The sequence below is a fragment of the Brasilonema sp. UFV-L1 genome (assembly GCF_012912105.1).
In the GTDB taxonomy this organism is placed as follows: domain Bacteria; phylum Cyanobacteriota; class Cyanobacteriia; order Cyanobacteriales; family Nostocaceae; genus Brasilonema.
The window spans coordinates 1-21,420 of the sequence record NZ_QMEA01000021.1 but is presented as its reverse complement, the minus strand read 5'-3'; the positions used below and the strand labels follow the sequence as shown (position 1 = coordinate 21,420).

At 41.1% G+C, this 21,420-nt stretch carries 19 protein-coding genes and 1 tRNA gene; 15 read left to right on the top strand and 5 right to left on the bottom strand.

Annotated features, from left to right (window positions below; all coding sequences use genetic code 11):
* The first annotated feature begins 103 nt into the window (after window positions 1-103).
* The 3 genes from DP117_RS09260 (at window position 104) to DP117_RS09250 (ending at window position 2,395) form a co-directional block, all read left to right on the top strand.
* A complete protein-coding gene (locus tag DP117_RS09260) occupies window positions 104-820 on the top strand; it encodes an SDR family oxidoreductase (protein ID WP_169218027.1) in 717 nt (238 codons plus the stop codon).
* A 247-nt stretch (window positions 821-1,067) separates the two neighbouring features.
* Window positions 1,068-1,673 (top strand): DUF3318 domain-containing protein, encoded by a 606-nt coding sequence (locus DP117_RS09255; protein ID WP_169218026.1) that lies wholly within the window; start codon window positions 1,068-1,070, stop codon window positions 1,671-1,673.
* Between the two features lie 137 nt (window positions 1,674-1,810).
* Window positions 1,811-2,395 carry a YdeI/OmpD-associated family protein gene (locus tag DP117_RS09250; RefSeq protein WP_169218097.1) on the top strand — a complete coding sequence of 195 codons (585 nt, stop codon included), beginning with the start codon at window positions 1,811-1,813 and terminating at the stop codon, window positions 2,393-2,395.
* Here the strand turns inward: DP117_RS09250 and DP117_RS09245 are convergent, their stop codons facing one another.
* The gene (locus DP117_RS09245; RefSeq protein ID WP_248277596.1) at window positions 2,396-4,222 is read right to left on the bottom strand and encodes a glycosyltransferase; all 1,827 of its coding nucleotides are present in this window, start codon (window positions 4,220-4,222) and stop codon (window positions 2,396-2,398) included.
* Between the two features lie 113 nt (window positions 4,223-4,335).
* Here DP117_RS09245 and cofH point away from each other — a divergent pair, with 113 nt between their 5' ends.
* From cofH to DP117_RS09220, 5 genes are all read left to right on the top strand, one after another.
* Window positions 4,336-5,472, top strand: a complete 1,137-nt coding sequence (gene cofH / locus DP117_RS09240; protein WP_169218024.1) for a 7,8-didemethyl-8-hydroxy-5-deazariboflavin synthase subunit CofH — start codon at window positions 4,336-4,338, stop codon at window positions 5,470-5,472.
* Between the two features lie 240 nt (window positions 5,473-5,712).
* Complete coding sequence (gene psb27, locus DP117_RS09235; protein ID WP_169218023.1) at window positions 5,713-6,111, top strand: photosystem II protein Psb27; 399 nt, start codon at window positions 5,713-5,715, stop codon at window positions 6,109-6,111.
* Between the two features lie 650 nt (window positions 6,112-6,761).
* Entirely contained in the window at window positions 6,762-8,261 is a 1,500-nt protein-coding gene (locus DP117_RS09230; RefSeq protein ID WP_169218022.1) for a family 10 glycosylhydrolase, read from the top strand.
* A gap of 858 nt (window positions 8,262-9,119) precedes the next feature.
* Window positions 9,120-9,635: a flavodoxin FldA gene (gene fldA, locus DP117_RS09225; RefSeq protein WP_169218021.1), complete on the top strand. Its 516-nt coding sequence runs from the start codon at window positions 9,120-9,122 to the stop codon at window positions 9,633-9,635.
* A 126-nt stretch (window positions 9,636-9,761) separates the two neighbouring features.
* Window positions 9,762-10,496, top strand: coding sequence for an alpha/beta hydrolase (locus tag DP117_RS09220; protein ID WP_169218020.1), 735 nt, complete (start codon window positions 9,762-9,764; stop codon window positions 10,494-10,496).
* 229 nt (window positions 10,497-10,725) lie between these two features.
* Here DP117_RS09220 and DP117_RS09215 read toward each other — a convergent pair whose 3' ends face one another.
* Window positions 10,726-12,240, bottom strand: a complete 1,515-nt coding sequence (locus tag DP117_RS09215; RefSeq protein ID WP_169218019.1) for an MFS transporter — start codon at window positions 12,238-12,240, stop codon at window positions 10,726-10,728.
* Window positions 12,241-12,511: 271 nt separating this feature from the next.
* On the opposite strand from DP117_RS09215, the gene DP117_RS09210 reads away from it, so the two are divergent.
* The 4 genes from DP117_RS09210 to DP117_RS09195 all read left to right on the top strand — a co-directional run bounded on the left by DP117_RS09210 (window position 12,512) and on the right by DP117_RS09195 (window position 16,782).
* Complete coding sequence (locus DP117_RS09210) at window positions 12,512-13,750, top strand: ABC transporter substrate-binding protein (protein ID WP_339381131.1); 1,239 nt, start codon at window positions 12,512-12,514, stop codon at window positions 13,748-13,750.
* A gap of 354 nt (window positions 13,751-14,104) precedes the next feature.
* Entirely contained in the window at window positions 14,105-15,013 is a 909-nt protein-coding gene (locus DP117_RS09205) for a sugar ABC transporter permease (RefSeq protein ID WP_169218018.1), read from the top strand.
* A gap of 111 nt (window positions 15,014-15,124) precedes the next feature.
* Window positions 15,125-15,775 (top strand): Uma2 family endonuclease, encoded by a 651-nt coding sequence (locus DP117_RS09200; protein WP_169218017.1) that lies wholly within the window; start codon window positions 15,125-15,127, stop codon window positions 15,773-15,775.
* Window positions 15,776-15,903: 128 nt separating this feature from the next.
* Window positions 15,904-16,782: a carbohydrate ABC transporter permease gene (locus DP117_RS09195; protein WP_169218016.1), complete on the top strand. Its 879-nt coding sequence runs from the start codon at window positions 15,904-15,906 to the stop codon at window positions 16,780-16,782.
* Window positions 16,783-17,165: 383 nt separating this feature from the next.
* Here the strand turns inward: DP117_RS09195 and DP117_RS36915 are convergent, their stop codons facing one another.
* Window positions 17,166-17,579, bottom strand: coding sequence for a metalloregulator ArsR/SmtB family transcription factor (locus tag DP117_RS36915; RefSeq protein ID WP_169218015.1), 414 nt, complete (start codon window positions 17,577-17,579; stop codon window positions 17,166-17,168).
* Window positions 17,580-17,675: 96 nt separating this feature from the next.
* On the opposite strand from DP117_RS36915, the gene DP117_RS09185 reads away from it, so the two are divergent.
* Both DP117_RS09185 and DP117_RS09180 read left to right on the top strand, forming a co-directional pair.
* Window positions 17,676-18,545, top strand: coding sequence for a metal ABC transporter permease (locus DP117_RS09185; RefSeq protein WP_169218014.1), 870 nt, complete (start codon window positions 17,676-17,678; stop codon window positions 18,543-18,545).
* 77 nt (window positions 18,546-18,622) lie between these two features.
* Window positions 18,623-18,695: transfer RNA gene (locus DP117_RS09180), tRNA-Phe, on the top strand.
* Window positions 18,696-18,735: 40 nt separating this feature from the next.
* Here the strand turns inward: DP117_RS09180 and DP117_RS09175 are convergent.
* Together DP117_RS09175 and tnpA are read right to left on the bottom strand one after the other, a co-directional pair.
* Entirely contained in the window at window positions 18,736-19,461 is a 726-nt protein-coding gene (locus DP117_RS09175; protein WP_169218013.1) for a 16S rRNA (uracil(1498)-N(3))-methyltransferase, read from the bottom strand.
* A 130-nt stretch (window positions 19,462-19,591) separates the two neighbouring features.
* A complete protein-coding gene (gene tnpA, locus DP117_RS09170) occupies window positions 19,592-19,996 on the bottom strand; it encodes an IS200/IS605 family transposase (RefSeq protein WP_169218012.1) in 405 nt (134 codons plus the stop codon).
* 57 nt (window positions 19,997-20,053) lie between these two features.
* Between tnpA and DP117_RS09165 the strand changes: the two genes are divergently transcribed.
* Window positions 20,054-21,361: an RNA-guided endonuclease TnpB family protein gene (locus DP117_RS09165; protein WP_169218011.1), complete on the top strand. Its 1,308-nt coding sequence runs from the start codon at window positions 20,054-20,056 to the stop codon at window positions 21,359-21,361.
* Window positions 21,362-21,420 lie beyond the last annotated feature (59 nt).

Sequence of the window (21,420 nt, the reverse complement as noted above, 5' to 3'; positions counted from 1 at the left end):
TCATTAGTATCTATTTGGTAACTATTGATTGCCTGTGGTATCTCTTACCAAGATAGATTTGCAAAAAACACGGTTGTCAACCTAAATTTAGGAAATTTTTATCATGGAATTAAAGGGCAAAACTGCAATCATTACCGGAGCAAGCAGCGGTATCGGTGAAGCGACTGCTCGCGAATTGGATGCTGCTGGAATGAATCTCGTCCTTACCGCTAGGAGTGAGGACAAACTCAGCAAGCTGGCTACCAGTCTTACCCATGCTACGTTTGTTGCTGGTGAGGTGACGGATCCAGACTTACCCAAACGGTTGTTAGAGCACGCAGTTAGCTCGTTTGGTCGAGCCGATGCACTGGTTAATAATGCTGGGGTGATGGTCGTTGGTTTAGTAGAAACCGTTGATATTGAAGCACTTTGCCAGATGGTACGCATCAACGTTGAAGCGGCTTTTCGCATGGCTTACGTATTTGCAAGGCACTTCAAACAACATGGCAATGGATTTATTGTCAACCTGTCTAGCATTTCAGGGATGACGAACTACCCCACAATGGCAGCTTACTGTGGTACCAAACATGCTATAGAATCGTTTACCGATTGCCTCCGGTTAGAATTGGCGGGTTCTGGGGTTGGTGTTGGCTGTATTGAACCGGGTAAGGTAGCGACGAACCTTTACCAAAACTGGAGCGAAGAGGAAAAGCAAATGGTTGCCATAGAACAACCGCTTGTTGCAGAGGACATCGCCAGAGCAATTCGATTCCTGCTAGAGCAACCCAGCAACGTAAATATTGGTCGTCTGCTGATCACACCAGCGAATCAGTCAGCATAGTCACTCATAACCCATAAACCAGAATACAGAAATCAGAATCAATCAGGTGTGGTTTTATACTCCGCCTGATTGCAGACCGCCTCTACAGGCGCTTATGGTCAGAACATCGGATGATTTCGTTGTTTCATCGGCAACCTCGCCCACCGCACTAAGATTTTTGAATTTCGCGGAATTGGTTAAAAGCCTGTAAACCAGGTATTCTTAGCATAAGCACATATGAAAAGGTTTCTGAAAGCTGAACGCTAACATGGAATCAAACGTTGAAATTCGCCGTTTGCTAGATGTGATGCCTGCCTCTGGTAGAATGATGACAAAAATCGTTCTCAAGCCGGAACAGGCAAAAGTCATTGACGCTTCCTTTCCATTTCCTTGGGATAGAGAACGACCTATCTCTATAAATTTCGATTTATGGCGTCGCCTAACGAAACCACAGCGCGATATGTTACTACTACGGACTGTTAGTTGGTTGACAGGAGTTAAGTGGTTTAAACCTGACATTTATCAGGGTGTGGCAGTTGCAGGTCTTTTAGGCGCTTTTGTAGAATCAGCTCAAGCAGATGTCGTAGGCATAGCTGTAGCTGGTGGATTAACTACGCTGGCTGCACTTCGTATTTGGCGGACTAACCGATCCCAAGAAACAGAATTAAACGCTGATCAAGCCGCTATTCGTGTCGCACAACGACGGGGTTACTCAGAAGCTGAAGCTGCACAGCACTTATTATCTGCTGTTGAGGCGGTGGCAAAAATTGAAGGGCGTTCTGGATTAGACTTCACTGAGTTGATTCGTAGTCAAAATTTACGGGCGATCGCTGGTTTGTCATCAGTGAGTGTTCAGGAAAATTTTGATAAGTGAGTTAGGCGGCTTAGGCTATCCGTGCAGACGCTAGTCGATGAGTTGTTTGTTCACCTTTCGCATTAAGTTTGTTTGCTGTCAAAGTAATGTGAGAGCGGATTATGATAGATGATCTAAACTCAGAGAAGTTCGGAGTTTTGTCGCAATTTGATAAGCAACTAGAAACCGTTTACGCCGAAGATCGCAAAAAATGGCGGGAATGGTTGGAGAAAAATCATCGCACTTGTGTTGGTGTGTGGTTGATCTACTACAAACTTAAAAGTGGTAAGCCAAGCGTTCAGTATAGCGAAGCTGTCAAAGAAGCCTTATGTTTTGGTTGGATTGATAGTAAAGTGAAATCCATAGACAAAGAACGTTACATGCAAATATTTACACCCCGAAAACCAAAAAGTGTATGGTCAAAATTAAATAAGCAATATATTCAAGAACTCATCGAACAAAATTTGATGACTGAGGCTGGTTTTAACAAGATTGAAGTTGCAAAACAAAATGGTTCATGGACTACGTTAGATAAAATCGAAGCGTTAATCATCCCGACAGACTTAAAGCAAGCATTGGAAGCAAACGAAACTGCCAATAAGTATTTTGAGACGTTTAGTAACTCATCCAAAAAGAACATCCTCTTTTGGATTGACAGTGCTAAACGTCCTCAAACAAGGTTGAACAGAATTGAGCAAACTATCAGTTCAGCAGCAGAAAACAAAAGTCCATTAGCACGGTGACTAATCACCACAATGGTACAGTTTGTATTCATAGCCGTTTACCGCACTTAAAGATTGAGTTTCAGCAACACAGTTTTTGACTTCCTCCGGTTGAGGAGCATAAAAATTTACTAACCATAAGTCAAAAGGACGTGGTAGTGTCTTTAATGTACTTTGGAGGGCAAAGGTGGAAGTTTTAGGATCTTCGTCCTGATGAGCAAGCAAAAATAGCGGTGATGTGGATTTGGAATTTTGTATTGAATTTTTTATTTTATATTCCCTTGCTATCCCCATCATTTCCCCAATCTGTACATGAGTTTTCTGAGTTGTAGTAATAAGTACAGGGACATCGGATGTTTGCTCAACAAGTTGCACAAACAAATCTGGACGGTAGTACTTTTGATAACCCAAATTGCAAACAACTGTGATCGCACTCATCAATGTCATCAACCAAATAATGATCACAGCTTTTTTGCCATTTATTCCCCATCTCACCTTTTCCAAAATCGGAGTACGCCAACAAACAGCCAGACTTGCTCCAAGTAACACTATCACAGCAGGAAAATAAACAAAGTTGTAACGAGCACCTCGTGTGAGATCAATACCAAAAAAGTAAGTAAAAAGAAAAAATAAAGCTATAGCTCCTGTAATTAAACCAGTAAACACTTGAACCATCAAACGGTTTTCTGGTTGTTTAAAATGAACTTTAATTCCACGTAACAAAATTGGTACTGCCCAAATGAAAAAAATCAGCATCAATAGTCCAGAAACAATCACAACTGCTAACTGTGATGCTTCGACTGGTAGCAAAGAAATCATCGTAATCCATGCTGCCAACGCTTGAAAAATTGGGTTAATCCAAGCCATTCCAGTACGTGGACCTTGAATCCATTCTGTCAACTTACCGCCATAACTATTCTGTAAAAACACTGGCACCCAAACTAAACCTGCTATAAATGTACCTACCGCAACAGCGTAGATGCGGAACCAGGGGTTGATGGGGTGAGTGAGAGAGTAAGGGAGTGAAAGAGTGAGAGAGTGTGAGAAAATGTCCTTCCCTCCCTCTCTCCTTCCCTCTTTGCCTCTTTCCCTCGTCTTCTTTGTCCACTGTCGCCAAGCAAGAAAGAGCAAAACCAACGCTTCACAGCAGAGGGTGAGAGTGAAAAAGTAATGAGTCGCTATACCAAGAGCATTAATTCCTACCCACGAGAGTGCTATCTTGATAGGTATTTGAGTCTGATTTTGAATGTGGCGACTGGCAATGACTAAGCAGGCAACAGAAGCAATCACCCACAAAATTGCCAAAGTGTAATGACGGGCTTCTTGTGCTAAAAAAATGCCGTAGGGTGAAGTCGCCATGATTGCAGCGGCTAAATGGCTGACAAGACGGGAGCGAAATGCTAACTGACTTAAAGCATAAACAGCCAGAATAGATGCTGCACCGAAAAGAGCCGCGAGCGATCGCGCTCCCCACAACGACACTAAACCCTCATCTGTAGGAAACAGCCGCATCCACCAATGAGTGAGGATAAAATAAAGCGGCGGATGATTACTTTCGGTTGATAAGTGTTGCCATACGTCTTGTATGCCGGCTGTCGGTAATGGTTGTAGTGGTTGTAATAAAACATCGACAGAAATAGGCTGATCTAACGGTACTGGCAAAAAACTATTGCCGAGGCTAAACACTAGAGTCGAAAACTCGTCAGTCCAAGGAGGTTTAGCTGTCAAGTTAGTGAAGCGCAAGCCGACGCCAATCACTAGCCAAATCGTAAGCAATAATAAAGTTTTGACCCTTGTGTTCACTCGAAGGCAAGGTTTTGAGTTTTGAGTTTTAAGTATGAAATTCATAAACTATGATTTACACTTATAACTTATAACCCATAATTCATCACTATTTGTTCCCTTCTATCTATAGAAAAAAATTTGTAAAAATAAGAAGTGTGGTTTGCTTTTGATAAACTGTGGTTACTATAACTGTTGATGCTATTCTTGCTCGTGCCTTGAGTGGGTATGATTTATTGCCTGAAGAGGGAGTCATTTTATTAAAACAAATTGACCAAAGTGCAATTGATGCTATTCACGCGACAGCCGATAAACTGCGTCAACAGCAAGCTGGGGACACAGTTACCTACGTTATTAACCGCAATATTAACTTTACCAACATCTGCGAGCAACACTGTAGTTTTTGTGCTTTCCGGCGAGACGAAAAAGAGGTTGGTGCTTACTGGTTAGATTGGACACATATTTTAGAAAAAGCGATAGATGGGGTACAACGGGGCGCAACAGAAATTTGTATCCAGGGAGGCTTAAATCCACAAGCAAAGGTACACGGAAAATCTTTGCTTTACTACCTCAAGCTTGTGGAAAAGATTAAGCAAGAGTTTCCCCACCTACATCTACATGCTTTTTCTCCCCAAGAAGTGCAATTCATTGCAAGAGAAGATGGACTCAAATATGCCGATGTGATTGTGGCTTTGCAGTCTGCTGGTGTTGATTCGATGCCAGGAACAGCCGCTGAAGTGTTAGATGATAAAGTGCGGCGCATTCTTTGTCCAGAAAAAATTAATACAGCAACATGGTTGGAAATTGTGAGTACAGCTCATAGCCTAGGTTTGCATACCACGAGCACTATGCTATCAGGGCATATTGAGACGCCAGAACAACAAATTAGACATTTGGAAAAATTGCGATCGCTCCAACAAAGAGCCATTGATCAAAACTACCCTGCTCGCATAACAGAGTTTATTTTATTACCCTTTGTTGGCAAAGAAGCACCATTACCTCTACGTCGTCGTGTCAGACACGAGCAACCTATTTTGGCAGATGCACTGCTACTAACTGCTGTCGCACGAATTTTTTTGGGCAACTGGATTCCTAATCATCAACCAAGTTGGGTAAAACTTGGTTTAGCGGGTGCAACAGAAGCTCTGTTGTGGGGTTGCAACGATATTGGTGGTACATTAATGGAAGAACATATTACGACAATGGCAGGTGCTCAAGGTGGTACAAATATGGAAGTTGAAACCTTGCAAGCTGCGATTACCAAGCTAGGACGTCCTTACCAACAACGAGATACTTTGTATCAAACAGTCCGATGAGAGGGACAAATTAATTCAAAATTCAAAATCACCGAAGATTGGATCGGAGGAAACCTCCGCTCCAACTTCTCTCAAAATTCAATCCGGGACTGCGTCCGGCGGAGCGATCAAAATTTTGATTGTCAGTGGCTCATATCCTGCATATGCTCATGTTTGGAGTGTCCTCCGATGAGCTGATCCCCATGATACCAATCCAGGATACGATGGACGTTGATTTAGGTATTGTTTCACTTAAAGTTTATGAAGCACTATTGGTCACGTCTGCTTGCCCTGGTTTTAGTTGTTGTTCTTGGTTTGATGGGCTGTAACAGTAGTCCAGGTGGTTTAACAGGAGATTATCGCCAAGATACTCTAGCTGTCGTTAATACATTAAGGACTGCTATAGAGTTACCACAAGATTCTCCAGACAGAGTATCACTTGAAGCAGAAGCGCGTAAGAAAATCAATGATTTTGCAGCTCGCTACCAGCGGGATGGATCTGTCTCTGGTTTGGCTTCCTTTACAACCATGCGAACCGCTCTTAACTCTCTAGCTGGACACTATAGTTCTTATCCAAATCGTCCTGTACCACAAAAACTCAAAGAGCGCTTAGAGCAGGAGTTTGATCGGGTAGAAGTCGCATTAATGCGTGGTGCTTAAACATAACCTCCACGTAGAGTCTAGAGTTATGAGTCCAGATTTCAAAGTTTTGAGTGCTGAACTTTCACTCTAGACTCGTGATGATTTCATGAAGAAGAATTCATAATCACTTTACGAATGAATTTGGGGCTTTCAGCACAGATGCTTTGCTCCTCTATTCTTCCATGCATGCCGTCATGATGGGGCTTACACCCAAGTCATCCGCCACGGGCACCTTCTTGATTCTAACTCCTGGCTCCTGAACGCCAGGTGCTTTATGCCGGGGGACCCGTCCACCGCACTGGCTCCTGCTGACTTCTGACTACTTATTTAGTCACATCATTTAGTCAAAAAAATTATATAAATTGGATTTTGATTTTTGATCGCTGTGCGTGCTACAGGCATACTTTGAAATTTGGTACTATAGGGGCTTGTGGTATCCACAAGATTGTTTATGGCAACATAACAAACAATCTGTACATTAAAACGTTGTATGAAAACTGCTTGTGATTAAAACTGAATAACAAAATGTGGCAACAGAAACAGGGGTTTGGGAGTCAATACTGTGTGGGCTTCAAAACCCTCTACTTATAAATCATGAAATTTAATACACATTATCCTACGTAACCTAAGTTAGGATTGATTGCTGTTTTGTCTTTCTACTTGTACGTATGTCCAACTGTCCTTTGAATGTTGCAAAAATATTCTTTTGGCAACGCCTGTTTGTTGCTGCTATTTTTAGCAGTAGTTTGCTAATTCCATTTTTGAAGAATCAGCCAGCAAAAGCCCAACTTCCTGAGTATTGCCAGTTATCAACCGCTCAGGCGCAAGAAAAAGAAAACTTACGTTTGTCAGCACTCAAAGGCGATCAAAAGGCACAAAGTCGCTACCAGCAGTTGTTGCAACAACATGCACAAATATTGCAGGAATGCCGTAATCGTACTTGGCCTGGGTTACAAGCAATTTGGTTGCGTTTGTATCCTTGTGATGTTCAGCCTGGTGTAGTTGACCAACTTATGGATAGGATTGTCAACCGAGGTTATAACCAAGTTTATTTGGAAGTTTTTTACGATGGTCAGGTACTCTTACCCACTGGATCTAACCCGACTGTTTGGCCTTCTGTGATTCGTACACCGGGAACAGAAAAGACAGATTTGCTCGCCACTGCAATTCAAAAAGGGCGGGAACGTGGTCTGAAAGTCTACGCCTGGATGTTCACCACAAATTTTGGTTATACTTACGCCCAGCGTTCAGATAGAGAAAGGGCGATCGCTCGCAATGGTAAGGGTCAAACTAGCCTTTATGTTGTAGACAATGGTTCTCAGGTCTTTATCGATCCCTACAACCTGCAAGCCAAAAGAGATTACTATCAAATGTTACAGGAGATGCTGCGCCGTCGCCCAGATGGGGTACTCTTCGACTACGTACGCTATCCACGACAAGCTGGTAGTGATTCGATCGCCACGAAAGTCACAGATTTATGGCTGTATAGTGAAGCAACCCAACAAGCTATATTCCGACGAGCACTGAATTCCAAAGGATTAGAATTAATTAGACGCTTTTTGGGTAAGGGATACATCACAGCTGGAGATGTCAATGAGGTTGATAAACTCTATCCTTTAGAAGGAGAACCTTTGTGGCAAGGTCGCACTCCACCCCAAGAGCAAAAGTCAATCCTTCCTCCAGCTCAAAGGCAACCACAACTACAATTTGAATTGTGGCAGTTAGCAGTTGCTCACGCAATGCAAGGCATTATAGATTTTTTAGCCCTCGCTGCTTATCCAGCACAACAACGAAATATTCCAGTGGGGGCGGTATTTTTCCCTGATGGTAACCAAATGGTAGGTCAAGGATACGATTCCCGCTTACAACCTTGGGATAAGTTCCCAAACACAATAGAATGGCATCCGATGTCTTATGCAAATTGCGCTAGTGCTGATTGTATTGCAGCACAGGTGCAGCGGGTTCTGAACGTCGCAAAACCTGGTACCCAAGTGATTCCAGCTTTAGCTGGTAAGTGGGGAGAATCAATAAGCAATCGTCCTTCATTAGAAGTGCAAATGCAAGCACTCCGCCAACTTGCACCGCAAATCAGAGGAGTCAGTCATTTTGCTTATTCTTGGCAAGATCCACAACATGATAACCAGCGTAAGTTCTGTCGCGTGCAGTAGTCAGCTGTACGACGATACCGTTGCTGTTAATTGTTTTTGGAAATTTCACTCATGTAGAGACGTTGGATACCAATACAGTTCGGTTAAGGGTAGTTGGCGTGCTTAAAAACCCGGTTTCTTTTACAATACCTGCGCCAATTTTTTGGAACGCCTGCAGAATGCGGGTTTCGGGCTATGGGTTTCAACCCAAATTCAAAAGCCTGAAACCCTTACCGTCTGAGGAATTTAGCTTTTTTGTCTAGCCCTAACCCTCTAATTTTGGCGAAGGTATTGTTTTAGAAACCGGGTTTGTGTCCCGGCTATCCGAACCGTATTGCGTTGGATGCAACGTCTCTCCACAGAATTACACCCCAAAACGCGCAAAGCAGAAAATTCCCCGTCTTGGCTAAGTCGTCACTCCCTATAACTGCAAAGTTTTAATGAAATTATCTTTCATTAAGTTAGATTTTAGTGTAAGCTTTTTCCTAGAATAGTTGAATAAAATTCTCAAAAAAAAGTAGGTGTAAAATGACAATTGCATGAATTGCCATTTCATAGTGCTGCAATAACGCCAGTTTTCTTAAGAAAAGTAGCAAATAACAGCAGTCATTCCTGATTTCGTTAATAGCAAAAAACTATCAAAACAGTTATCACAAGTAACTGACAACTGTTAACTGTTCAGTGTTAACTGTTAAATGATTGAATTGCCTAGAGATTTAAACTTACGCACTATCTGCCAAAACCCGGTTTGGTGAGTTCGTATTTAGTTGCAAAACAGACAATTTTTGGTAGAAACCGGGTAAGTTTTGCGTAAGTTCTCCAGATGTAGAACTCTACGTCAAGAAAAATCAGAATTTCATGTAACTTTAGGAGGATAAAATGTCAAAAATCGGTCTATTTTTTGGCTCAACAACAGGTAAAACTGAGTCCATAGCAGAGGATATTCAGAAAGAGTTTGGTGGGGCAAGTGTAGTGACTTTGCACAATATCATAGATGCAGAAAATAGTGATTTTGCGGACTATCAATATATCATTATTGGCTGCCCTACCTGGGATGTTGGTGAATTACAAAGCGATTGGGATGGCTACTTTAATGAAGAGCTAGATAATATTGATTTCACGGGTAAAAAAGTAGCCTATTTTGGAACAGGTGATCAAGTTGGATATGCTGATAACTTTCAGGATGCAATAGGCATTTTGGAAGAAAAAATTACCGAACGTGGCGGAACTACAGTCGGATATTGGTCTACAGATGGCTACGATTTTAGTGACTCAAAAGCATTACGAGATGGGAAATTTGTTGGTTTGGCTATCGATGAAGATAACCAATCTGATTTGACTGGTAAGCGTATTAAAGCGTGGGTGGCTCAACTGAAAAAAGAGTTTGGTGTCTAGCTGAAATCATCGCTAATGGCTAATAGTTAAGAGCTAATTGCTTTTTTTTGCTCTGACTCAATAGCTATTAGCGATTAACACTGTTAACGAAAATTTCACAACTCTAATAACTTGCAGGTACATTTTATGTCTAAACAGCCAGATGTCCTTTGGTTAAATACAAGCTCTAGTTTGCAATGTTTTGCTCAACCGCTGCTACGTTACCTGTCACAAGAAGCGATAATTGCCATATGGGAATATTGCCAAACTGAGGATGAACCAAGTTCCCTAGATGTTGCCGTTGAACTACTGCATGATTATCTCAAATCTATCACCAAACCTATTCATATTCTTGGTCACAGCACGGGAGGATTACTAGGACTTTTCTATGCACGTCGATATCCAGAAAAAGTCAAGTCTCTGATTCTGTTAGCTGTGGGTGTTGATGCAGCCGTTGACTGGCAAGCTCATTATTATAGTCATTATCCATTTTTGTTAAATCGCCAGAAAACTCTTACGACTTTTGTGTATAATCTTTTTGGCTATCAAAATGAATGTACAATTAAACGTCTTACAAAAATCCTAGAGCAAGACTTAGACTGCTCGCTATCGCCTCATTCGTTGCTCAAACAACTCAGTTTGCCTCCAAGTCCAGTCCCAGTTCCCTTAATGGTATGTGGTAGTAAAGATGACGTTATTGTTGAACCCGATGTCTTGCAAGGATGGTTACCGTATTTGAAGGAGGGCGATCGCCTATGGGAATCTCCTCAAGGACGGCACTTTTTCCACTTCTTTCAGCCTCAACCTGTAGGAGAACAAATTCTCGACTTTTGGAAATCTCTACATCCATCAGATTTAGCTTATTCCAGCTTGAAAGTTTAAGCTTGAGGTTCTTGACTTTTTGGTCACAAAGTGGAGGTGTTTGAGGCGATAAGCCGGAGGCTTATCGCCTGCTGTTGCCCAGCTGAGTAAATTCATATATAGCAGGCTTTTTGCACTTTCCTATCCGTCGAACTCACGTTTATTTAAGTGAGTTGAAAAGCACTATATAAAGCGCTATGTATTTTTGATCATCAATGATACAAAGGTGAGTGGTTGCACGATACCATGTCTAATTCTGAACTACCTTTTTACGAAATATCCAGAGAGTTTGTATCATTTGAGTAAAAGAGTTTCCTCGCGGTTCTTGAACAAAGAGAAGGGGAATAATTGAGCCAAGTCGGAACACAAAAGATACAGCAAATACTCCTGGGATACTTCCTAATAAGGGATTTTGTGCAATCAAACCACCGATAGTTGTACCTAAAGCACCACTAATCCCACCAACGGCAGCAGCCGTTGCAAAATAAATGGATTGTTGTTTGACAGGCGCAATGCTTAGCTGTATGTTATTACTGCATAAATCAACTGCTGACCAAGTTGCTCCAATTAGCATGTGTAGGAGCGGTAACCACAGCCAAATGCTAAGGAAACTAACATCAATCCCCAGCCAAAATAAAGGTATGAGTGCAAGTAAAATCCCAACTAATATCAAGATTGGACGATTACCTACTTTGTCTGATAACTTGCCCCAGACAATCAGCATTAGCAAGTTTGCCCCTGCCTGAAGACTGCCGTAGACTGTCACCAAACTGACATCCAGATGCATAGTCTCTAACATGTAGAAGTTGAAATAAGGAGCACTCAAGTTACAGGCAAGCATCCTCAAACTGAAATAGAGCAGAAATATTAAAAAATTAGAGTTCTTTAATATACCTTTTATGGCACTTGAATCAGCTGCAGACTGAATGTGATTTTCTGTAGTTTCTGGCTGTATATCAGTAGTATTACAAGAATTATCAGTCTCTTTGGAAATGGTATTTTTCACAAAAGAACTGAGGGCAGAAGTGTGCTGAGTCCGTGGATTCACGTCTACTTGAAAGTATTGACAACCAAAACTCATCAGTCCCGACACAATTCCGAATAGCAGAAGCACTCCGTAACCTTGTAAAGTTCCACCCGGCCATTTTGAGATAGCCATACCCGCTAAAGGCACATAAATCAAATTAGTGAGACTAGCAGCACTGTTACGCAATCCAAAAAATCTTCCCCGTAGCTGTCGAGGAACTAGAAGTGCCATCCAACTTAGCCACGATGCAGTTCCTAATCCTGCTAACATATGACTGAACAAGACAATCACAAGTGTTAGAATTATTAATTGCTGAGAATTTATATATCCAAAGCTTAAAGCAGCGATGCCAATGACTAGAAATAACCAAAGTAGTCGAGCACTCGCGTTTGTCAACAGCGAGTATCGAAAGCGACTGGTTGTGCATTCAGATAGATAAGCACCCAAGGGCTGAATGAGATTCACCAGCATTGGGATCGAAGACAGCATTCCAACAACCACTGGACTGGCATTTAATTCCACCAAAAAATTACTGAGTAAAATGTTAGTGGTTGTCATTGAGAAGATTGCCGCAAACAGAGCATCTATAGTGGAGGCTCTGAGGCTGATACGAATGGCATTCTTCTTTGAAATTGCGGGGTTCGGTGTCGAGGTAGAAACAACACTCGGTTCCGAAATTGCAATCTGGGGTATTTTAGGAGCTAGAGGCGCAGCGGTTTCTAGCGAGATAGATTTCATACCTGTTTTCACAGATGGGTAAAGCAGCACTGTAAATTTTTTTCGTCATTCTTCGCTATTCTAACTTGCATTTCTCAACAAAAATTTAGAAAAAATTTAGATTAAGAAAAAATCAATCTTGAATCACACAGGCAATATGTAAAATGGCAGAATTTCTGATGTAGCCGTGAAGCAAACTAACGTGTTGAAATTTTTAGGACTGTTGCAGGCGTTCGTCTCCTTGGGGCGATCGCTCTGCGCCATTACCCTTTGGACATTTCTGTTTGGGAGCATCACCCTCTCGGTGATTGGTTGTCAAAATCTACCTTTTCCTAGCGCCTCTTCTGCACCAACCCCAGTCACCATCAAACTTGGTGGTTGGACAGCAAGTCCAGCAGAGCAAAAACTCCTCAAAGAGCTACTACAAGACTTTGAAGCAAAGCATCCTAATATTAAAATCAGGCATGAAGTCATCAACGACCAATATATGGATGTCATGAAAACCCGGCTCGTTGGTGAAGCGGCTCCTGATGTCTTTTATTTAGATGCTCTTGAGGCTCCTTTCTTCATGAGCCAGAATGTTTTAGAACCACTTGATGCCTATATTACTCCTGAATTTGAGCTAGTTGACTTTGAAGAAACCCTACTTGAGAGCTTCAAGTACAATAATCATATTTATGGTCTTCCCAAAGATTATTCTACACTTGCTCTGTTTTACAACAAAAAAGCTTTTGCTGCTGCAGGGTTAAGCACTCCACCAACAACTTGGGAGGAACTACGCGCTTACTCAAATAAATTAACACTAGACCGTAATCGAGATGGCAGAATTGACCAATATGGTTTTGGAGAAATTCCAGAGTTAGCGCGTCAGGCTTACAAAATCAAAGCTTTTGGTGGGCAACTTGTAGATCAAAATGGTTATGCAGTATTTGCCAGTGATGCCGGATTGCGAGGATTACAATTAGCGGTAGACCAGTATCAAAAAGACCACTCCTCAGCTCAAAAATCCGATGTTGGCACAAACTCAGGTAGTGAAATGTTTGGTCAGGCTAAGGTTGCAATGGTCATTGAGGGGAACTGGGCAATTCCCTACCTGACTGAAACCTTTCCCAAACTAGAATTTGCAACCGCAGAATTACCTAAAATTAATAACAATAAAGGCACAATGTTCTTCACTGTTGCTTACGTGATGAACAAGCAAACCCAACACAAAGCCGAAGCTTGGGAACTTATTTCTTATCTCACGGGTAAAGAAGGTATGACAAAGTGGACGAAAACAGGCTTTGCTTTGCCCTCTCGTAAATCTATCGCTCAAAAATTGGGTTATGATCAAGATTCCCTACGAACTGCACTTGTGGCAGGGGTAGATTATGCTGTGCCTTGGCAAGTGGGTGAGTATCCAGCAGCAATTACGAACAATTTTGACAACCAGTTTGTCAGCGCTTTGCTCGGACAACAATCGCTACAACAGGCTATGCAACGCGCACAAGATGAAGCGAATGAATTGATTAAAGCAATAGCAATTGATTGACACAAGGTTAGTTTAGCAAAGAATCTCAAGAGATGTTTCCGCTTGCTCAACATGACATTTCAAGCATTTTTGCAAGAGATTTCTGATTATTAACATAATCAAAGAAATATCAGAGCTATGCCTATTTAGATATAGGTAAAGCTGTTCAAACTGTTCATCAAACTTTTCAAGCATCAAGCAATTCTAAACGAGTCGTAACAAAATAGGTAGACCAAAGAATTTGAAATTTACTAGCTTTAACGCTCTCTCTACAAAATAGGGATCAATGCATTCATTAAAAGAGTTACCATAAATAATCATGCATCACCTATCGCTATAGCCAAGATAGTACAGGGTGAGTTCGGAGGTATATTTGTGTTTGAAATCATAAGGAAAAAAAGAAACGTCAAGTCGAATCTAATAGAGGACTTTGCTGGATACATGTTTATGATGCCCACTATTCTGGTGTTGGGCACGTTTGTCGTTCTACCCATTCTCTGGGCTGTTTTTCTTTCTCTGCACAAAGTTCAACTTCTTGGCAGTATTGAGTATCAATTTGTAGGCTTGCGTAACTTCACACGACTGATTGAAGATGAACGCGTTTGGATTGCTTTAAAAAATACAGTCGAATACGTTGCAATTGTTGTCCCAAGCCAAACTGTCTTGGCTTTAATTCTAGCTGTGACGCTGAATTCTGGTATTCGCGGGAAAAACTGGTGGCGTGTCCTTTACTTTTTACCGACAGTCACCTCCTCAGCTGTCTTGACGCTGATTTTTATGTGGATTTACAACACGAATGGGCTACTCAATGATTTTCTGGCTTTTATTGGACTACCTACTTACAACTGGTTAGGAGATCCAGCAGTTGCACTCAAAGGTATTATGCTCATGAATATTTGGTCAACAGCACCGTTTTACATGGTGATTTACCTAGCAGCATTGCAGGACATTCCTCGTTCACTTTATGAGGCTGCATCACTAGATGGAGCAAATGACTGGCAGCAGTTTATTCATATCACGATTCCTATACTCAAACCAGTGACTTTCTTTGTGGTAACGATGGGAGTGATTGGTACGTTTCAACTGTTTGATCAGTCCTACATTTTTTCTAACGGTACTGGTGGACCAAATAATGCTACCTTGACTGTAGTTTTACTGATATATCAGGCTGTTTTTCGTAACTTGCAGATGGGGTATGCAGCGGCGATCGCCTTTTTGCTTGCAGCAGTCATTGTTGTTGTCACTTTGATTCAGCGGCAGTTTTTTGGAGGGGAAAAAATCTAAGATAAACTTTCTAGTGCGAGCAGTCATTCGTCAGTACTTAGTACTCAGGAGATAAAAATGCTTATATCATCAGAGTTCTAAGCTATTTTTTATTAACCAATGGAGTCAAAAATGTTATTAGAACTGAAGCAATTAGAAGTACCACCAGGACAAAGAATATTGTTAAAAGAAGTGAGTTGGCAAGAATTTGAAGCCATTCTAGAAGAGTTGGGGGAACATCGTGCCGCCAGAATAGCCTATGAGAATGGATTGCTCGAAATTATGACACCACTTCCTGAACATGAGCGTAATAAAGAAATTCTTAGCGATTTAGTCAAAGTACTCCTTGAAGAACTAGATATTGAATTTTTGCCTTTAGGTTCTACAACTTTTAAAAATCAATTAATGAACAAAGGTATCGAACCTGATAACTGTTTTTATATCCAAAATGAAGTAGTCGTTAGAGGCAAAGACAGACTAGACTTAACAGTAGATCCACCTCCAGACTTAGCGTTAGAGATTGATGTGACTTCCCGCACTCATTCTAGTATCTATGAAGCATTAGCAGTACCTGAGTTGTGGCGTTTTGAAAAAGGCAAATTAGAAATTAATGTTTTGCAAAACGGTAAATATATTGAGTCTACATATAGCCCAATCTTCCCTCACTTTCCACTTCATCAAGTTATCCCTGAATATCTCCAACAGTGCAAAATTGTGGGTAGAAACAAGAGTATGAAAGCTTTCCGAGCTTGGGTAAGAGAACTCATTAACAAAAAACTTTAGAGTATATTGATGTCGTTGAATACACTGAATCAAATGATAAGTAGACAGGTGCAAATAAGGTGCAAATAAATCGAGCTATATAAAGATTTGTAAAAACACCTGAAACCCTTACCAATGACTAATGACTAATGACTAATGACAGCCTTAACGAGTACACTTTATTTGTACCGACTAACTTAATACGTTTCTTCTCAACTTGGAAAGCACTGCTATACATTCTGCTAACGCTGTATGCAGTTGTCACCCTTATTCCCTTCCTTTGGGCATTATCAGCATCCTTTAAGCCGCTTTCTGAAATTGTTAGCGGTACACCTAATTTTGTACCTAAAAACTTTACTCTCGACAACTACAAGCAAATTTTTTTCCAAGAACCGTTGTTTCTTCGCTGGTTATTCAATAGCGTAGTTATAGCTATCAGTGTCACTGGATTAAACTTGTTGTTCAACTCAATGGCAGGTTATGCTTTGGCAAGATTGCGTTTTCGAGGTAGACGCTTCTGGTTTTTTCTTATTTTGGCAGTATTAGCAGTTCCTGCTCAGATAACTCTCATTCCCACATTTTTGATTTTGAAAGCCTTAGGTTGGTTGAATTCTTATCAAGGGATGATTGTTCCCAGCATGGTGAATGCAACCTTTATTTTTATGATGCGACAGTTTTTCGTGAATTTTCCTAAGGAATTAGAAGAAGCGGCTCAATTGGATGGATTGAATACTTGGGGAATTTTTCGGCATATTGTTTTACCTCTAGCAAAACCAGCACTTGCAGCACAGGCAGTTTTTGTATTTATGGCGAGTTGGAATAATTTCTTGCTACCTTTAGTTATTGTGTTTGATCCAGAAATGTTTACTCTTCCTTTGGGATTGAATACTTTTAAAGGTCAATTTATTAGCTATTGGAATTATATTATGGCGGCTTCTATGGTGTTTACTTTACCGGCTTTGGCAATTTATGCATTTTTTAACAGGTATTTTATTGAGAGTGTAACGTTTACGGGAGGGAAGGGTTAGGCTGAAATAATATGACTTATTTGATACATTAATGAGAACGCAAGATACAATATATATACTGCTTGTTAGTAAGTGCTTACTCTCATCAACTTATGCACTTAGTACACGTCATCATTAGACATTTCCGAAAAATACTAATACGGTAGCGTGTTTCTAACTCATCCAATTCGTGATGTGGGAGAATTGAAATTCGTTTTGGTATCACCCGATGATTGCAACAGAACTATACAGTAAGTATATATCCGGATTTCATATTACTTCGTAAAACAATCCGGCATTCTTGGTTGAAGCGACAGCACAAAATGCGTCAAGGCATTATAACGCAGGTGCGCTTGAGTGTCTGAAACTTGATGAATTGGTTAAAAGTTTAGTGCGGTTGTCTTTCACTCCTGTTCATCTAAATGTTCAGCAACAGCTTGATAAAGATGCAGAACATGACTGTCATGTAGTTGGTAAAAAACATTACGACCTTGCTTGCGATAAGTAACCAAACGCATCGCCCGTAAGTTTCTCAGTTGGTGGGAAACAGCAGATTCACTCATATTTAGGACTGCTGCTAAATCACTCACACAAAGTTCTTTTTTAGCCAAAAGAGAGAGAATTCGCAGGCGATTCGCATCGCCTAAAAAGCTAAAAAATTCTGCCATGCGTTGAGCTTTATCGCTATTGAGAACCTCATGTGATACAGATTGCACATGATCACTCTCTAGTTGATTTGGTACTGAATTATACTCACTAGTTTCTTTTTGAGAATGAGAATTGGTGACATTATAGGCAAAAGTATCTCTGGCTGACATATTATTAATAATGTAAAGACTTGATAGTTATTTCTTAGTAAAAAAGAAATCTTATATACTCAAACTATTTTTAGATTTTTACCTAAAAAATAACATATGATTTTTTTGAATAATTGCCAAATAGCTGAGTTTACGATCGCCAATGTCAATGATTTGGTGACATTGCTACAGTTTCCCTTCATGCAACGTGCGATTGCAGGTGCTGTTTTGATGGGAATACTTGGCGGTTTACTAGGCAGTTTCGTCACCTTACGTCAGTTGTCTTTTTTTAGTCATGCTGTTGGTCATGCGGCTTTGGTAGGTGTGGCACTAGGTGTCATACTACAGTTAAATCCCACCTGGATGCTGCTACCATTCACACTTATTTTTGGGTTAGTTGTTCTCTACTTTATGGAGAAAACCGATTTAGCGAGTGACAGCGTTTTGAGTATTGTTCTGTCAGGCGCGTTAGCAGTCGGCGTGATTCTCAGTAGCCTAATTCAAGGATATCGCGGTAATCTCATGAGTGTGCTATTTGGCGATATTCTCGCTATTGACTTGACAGATTTGGTTTTGACTCTGCTTGTGCTTGTTGCAAGTAGTCTATTCTTATTATCAACCCTTAGGCAGCAAATTTTGTTAACGCTTAACCCTGCTGTGGCAAAGGTGCAGGGTATTCCAGTTCAGTTATACCGTTATGGATTTGTTGTATTGCTGTCATTAGCTGTGGCTGTGGCAATTAAAGCTGTTGGCGTTTTATTAGTCAACGCTTTTTTGGTGATTCCCGCCTCTTGTGCCAAACTGATGAGTCATCACTTTAACATTTTCCTGTTGCTGTCTGTGCTTGTCGGTTCCGTAAGCAGTATTGCTGGCATAATCGTATCGGGTCTTTTTAACCTTGCTTCTGGTCCTAGTATCGTTCTTGTTCAGTTTGTGGTCTTTTTGGCAGTTTTTAGCTGGGTTAAGTTGAGAATCAAAGCTGCGTAAATTTTTTTTCGGCAAAGACTTGCAAAATTAATCTGACTTTGCTACATTAAGTAATCGTGGGAAATAAACGATTCCACGCCGGGATAGCTCAGTTGGTAGAGCAGAGGACTGAAAATCCTCGTGTCACCAGTTCAAGTCTGGTTCCTGGCATATTATATAAAGTAGTCAAAAAAGTTTGGTTTTCAGGTGTTCAATTGAGTGACACTGATTCTAACTGTGCTGCCACAATAGATAAAGCAACAATAGGGGCTGTGACTGCTCGCAAGATACGACGTCCAAGGGAAACAGGTTGAAATCCAGCGTCAATAGCGCACTCCACTTCTTTTTGAGTCCATCCTCCCTCTGGTCCGGTGGCAATGATCATCTCAGATGTGGTAGAAACTTGATTGATTACTTCTCTTAAATGAGCATAATTGCCACGAGCCTCACAAATGTAACGATGACTTGTAGTTCCTGTGGCAAGAGCAGTGATAAAAGAAACAGGTTCTAATATCGTAGGCACAAAGGCGCGTTCTGATTGCTCTGCGGCTTCTTGCGCAATGCGTAACCAGCGTTCGAGTTTTTGAGGACTAGGATGAAGTAAAGTGCGATCGCTCACCACAGGTGCAATAACAGCAACCCCCAACTCAGTACAAACCCTTACCACATCATCAAATCCATTTCCTTTGGGCAAAGCTACCATCAGTGTTATGGATACGGGTAACTCAGTTTCCACCGTGAGTGATTCTAAAATTTGTGCTTTTTCTCCTTGTAACTGCGCCAGCCACCATTTACCTTTACCATCCATTGCAATAAAGTGATCGCCTTCTCGTAAACGCAAAACACGCCCCAGATAATGTTGCTGTTGAGGCGTGAGCAAAATTTGCTCTTGTTGAAGTTGGGAGGGTACTAAGCTTATGCGTTGGAGTTGAGACATGGATTTTGAATTTTAGATTTTTGAACGTATTGCGCGACAGTCCCTACCCTCAGCCGATAGCGTTTGCGTAGCGTCCCTCTTAGGGACTAGCGTGACGTTAGTCATAGGCGGGGTAGGGAAGGATAGCGCTTCAAGGTCGAGCTTGATTTTGGATATATTTCTTTAAAACTTCTATTGGCGCACCGCCACAAGAGGAAACATAATAAGAATTTGACCAGAACGAAACATCACCCCAATAATACTTTTTCACTTCTTCGGGGAATTCTTTTTTTAACATTCTTGCAGTTGAGCTTTTTAAGCTTCCCACCACTGCGGCAATCGAGTTTTTAGGGTGGAAGTCCAACAAGATATGTACATGGTCTGATTCACCATTAAACTCAATTAATTGACAGTCCATCTTATTCGATACTTGCTCGACCATTTCTTTTAATCGGTCGAGCATTACTGCGTTTAAAGCTTTTCGTCTGTAGTGAGTGACAAACACGAAGTGTAACCGCACACTAAAAACACTATGAGAACCTTTTCTAGCAGTCATATTGACAGCCTACAATCGCATGAGATAATCGCAGTATAACAAACAGGTCGATATGTTATGGCTACCAAGCGAATTACCTTTAGGCTTTACCCATCAAAGGTACAATCTGATAAAATGCATTACTGGCGACGACTTCATAAGGATTTATATAATGCTTGTGTTGAGCATCGCAAAACCTCTTACAAGAAGTTTGGCAAATCTGTCGATTATTTTGATCAACAAAACTGTTTACCAGAGTTTAAAGAGTGTTGGGAAGAGTACAAAGAGCTTGGTAGCCATGCATTGCAAGATACTGTTAAGCGCGTAGATTTTGCGTTTCAGCGATTTTTTAAACTCAAGTCTGGGTATCCCAAATTTAAACCCAGTCGTCATTATAAAGGATGGACTTATCCTTGTTCAGCAGGATGGAAAGCTTGCACAAATGGAAAAAACGGTTATCTAAAAGTATCTAATCTAGGTAACGTTAAAATGCGCGGTCAAGCTAGAGATTGGGGTAAGCCTAAAACTTGCACAATCATGTTTAAGCAAGGGAAATGGTATGCTTCAATCACTGTTGACTGTGTTCCTTTCCGTCCTCAAACTAATACAGGTGCTATTGGTTTAGATTTTGGTACTTACCATGCTATTGCAGATTCTAATGGCAATGTAATTGAGAATCCCAGATTTGTTAAAGCCGCTCAAACCAAAATTAATCAAATAGTTAAAACCAGTCGTAGAAAAAGACCACCAAAAAGAGGTGTTAAACCTTCACGACGCTGGAGAAAAGCGAATAAAGCAGTAGCTAAAATACAATCTAAAGTTGCACGTCATAGACTTGACTGGCAACACAAGGTCTCTACACAAATAGTTAGCTGTTATAGCTTGGTAGCGACTGAGAAGTTAAATCTTAAAGGGATGACTCGCAAGTCTAAAGGTAAGAGAAAACGTCAAAAGTCAGGACTTAATCGTTCGTTACTTGACGTTGGAATTGGCAATCTCAAAGACTTGATTAAGTACAAAGTTACCGAGGCTGGAGGTTTCTATATAGAAGTACCGACAACCAAGGTTAAGCCATCTCAGACTTGCCCTAATTGTGGTCATCAAAAGAAAAAAACGCTAGCAGAAAGAACACATCATTGCGAAAAGTGCGGCTACCAATGCGATAGAGATGTAGCGGCAGCAATGGTAATGCTCAACTATGTGAGGCAGTGCGGTCTTGGGGTTTCCCCAAGTGAAGCAACTGCCGAACCCGTAAGGGCAAGAGGTATGGAACGTGCCTCTACAGACGTAGATGAGTCAACCTCTACTTGGTGCGGAAGTTTCAAGCAAGTTGCTCAAGTGAAGCGTCAGAAACAGCTAGCTCAGCCGAAGGCGGCTAGCTTGTAGTTCATTTTTAGCTTAAGCAGCAGAAGCCTCTCGCTCACCCGAAGGGGAGCGATGAGATG

Coding starts and splice junctions, on each gene's coding strand:
- DP117_RS09260 (WP_169218027.1), top strand. CDS start 104: ATGGAATTAAAGGGCAAAACTGCAATCATTACCGGAGCAAGCAGCGGT.
- DP117_RS09255 (WP_169218026.1), top strand. CDS start 1,068: ATGGAATCAAACGTTGAAATTCGCCGTTTGCTAGATGTGATGCCTGCC.
- DP117_RS09245 (WP_248277596.1), bottom strand. CDS start 4,222: ATGAATTTCATACTTAAAACTCAAAACTCAAAACCTTGCCTTCGAGTG.
- psb27 (WP_169218023.1), top strand. CDS start 5,713: ATGAAGCACTATTGGTCACGTCTGCTTGCCCTGGTTTTAGTTGTTGTT.
- DP117_RS09230 (WP_169218022.1), top strand. CDS start 6,762: ATGTCCAACTGTCCTTTGAATGTTGCAAAAATATTCTTTTGGCAACGC.
- fldA (WP_169218021.1), top strand. CDS start 9,120: ATGTCAAAAATCGGTCTATTTTTTGGCTCAACAACAGGTAAAACTGAG.
- DP117_RS09220 (WP_169218020.1), top strand. CDS start 9,762: ATGTCTAAACAGCCAGATGTCCTTTGGTTAAATACAAGCTCTAGTTTG.
- DP117_RS09215 (WP_169218019.1), bottom strand. CDS start 12,240: ATGAAATCTATCTCGCTAGAAACCGCTGCGCCTCTAGCTCCTAAAATA.
- DP117_RS09200 (WP_169218017.1), top strand. CDS start 15,125: ATGTTATTAGAACTGAAGCAATTAGAAGTACCACCAGGACAAAGAATA.
- DP117_RS09195 (WP_169218016.1), top strand. CDS start 15,904: ATGACTAATGACAGCCTTAACGAGTACACTTTATTTGTACCGACTAAC.
- DP117_RS36915 (WP_169218015.1), bottom strand. CDS start 17,579: ATGTCAGCCAGAGATACTTTTGCCTATAATGTCACCAATTCTCATTCT.
- DP117_RS09185 (WP_169218014.1), top strand. CDS start 17,676: ATGATTTTTTTGAATAATTGCCAAATAGCTGAGTTTACGATCGCCAAT.
- DP117_RS09175 (WP_169218013.1), bottom strand. CDS start 19,461: ATGTCTCAACTCCAACGCATAAGCTTAGTACCCTCCCAACTTCAACAA.
- tnpA (WP_169218012.1), bottom strand. CDS start 19,996: ATGACTGCTAGAAAAGGTTCTCATAGTGTTTTTAGTGTGCGGTTACAC.
- DP117_RS09165 (WP_169218011.1), top strand. CDS start 20,054: ATGGCTACCAAGCGAATTACCTTTAGGCTTTACCCATCAAAGGTACAA.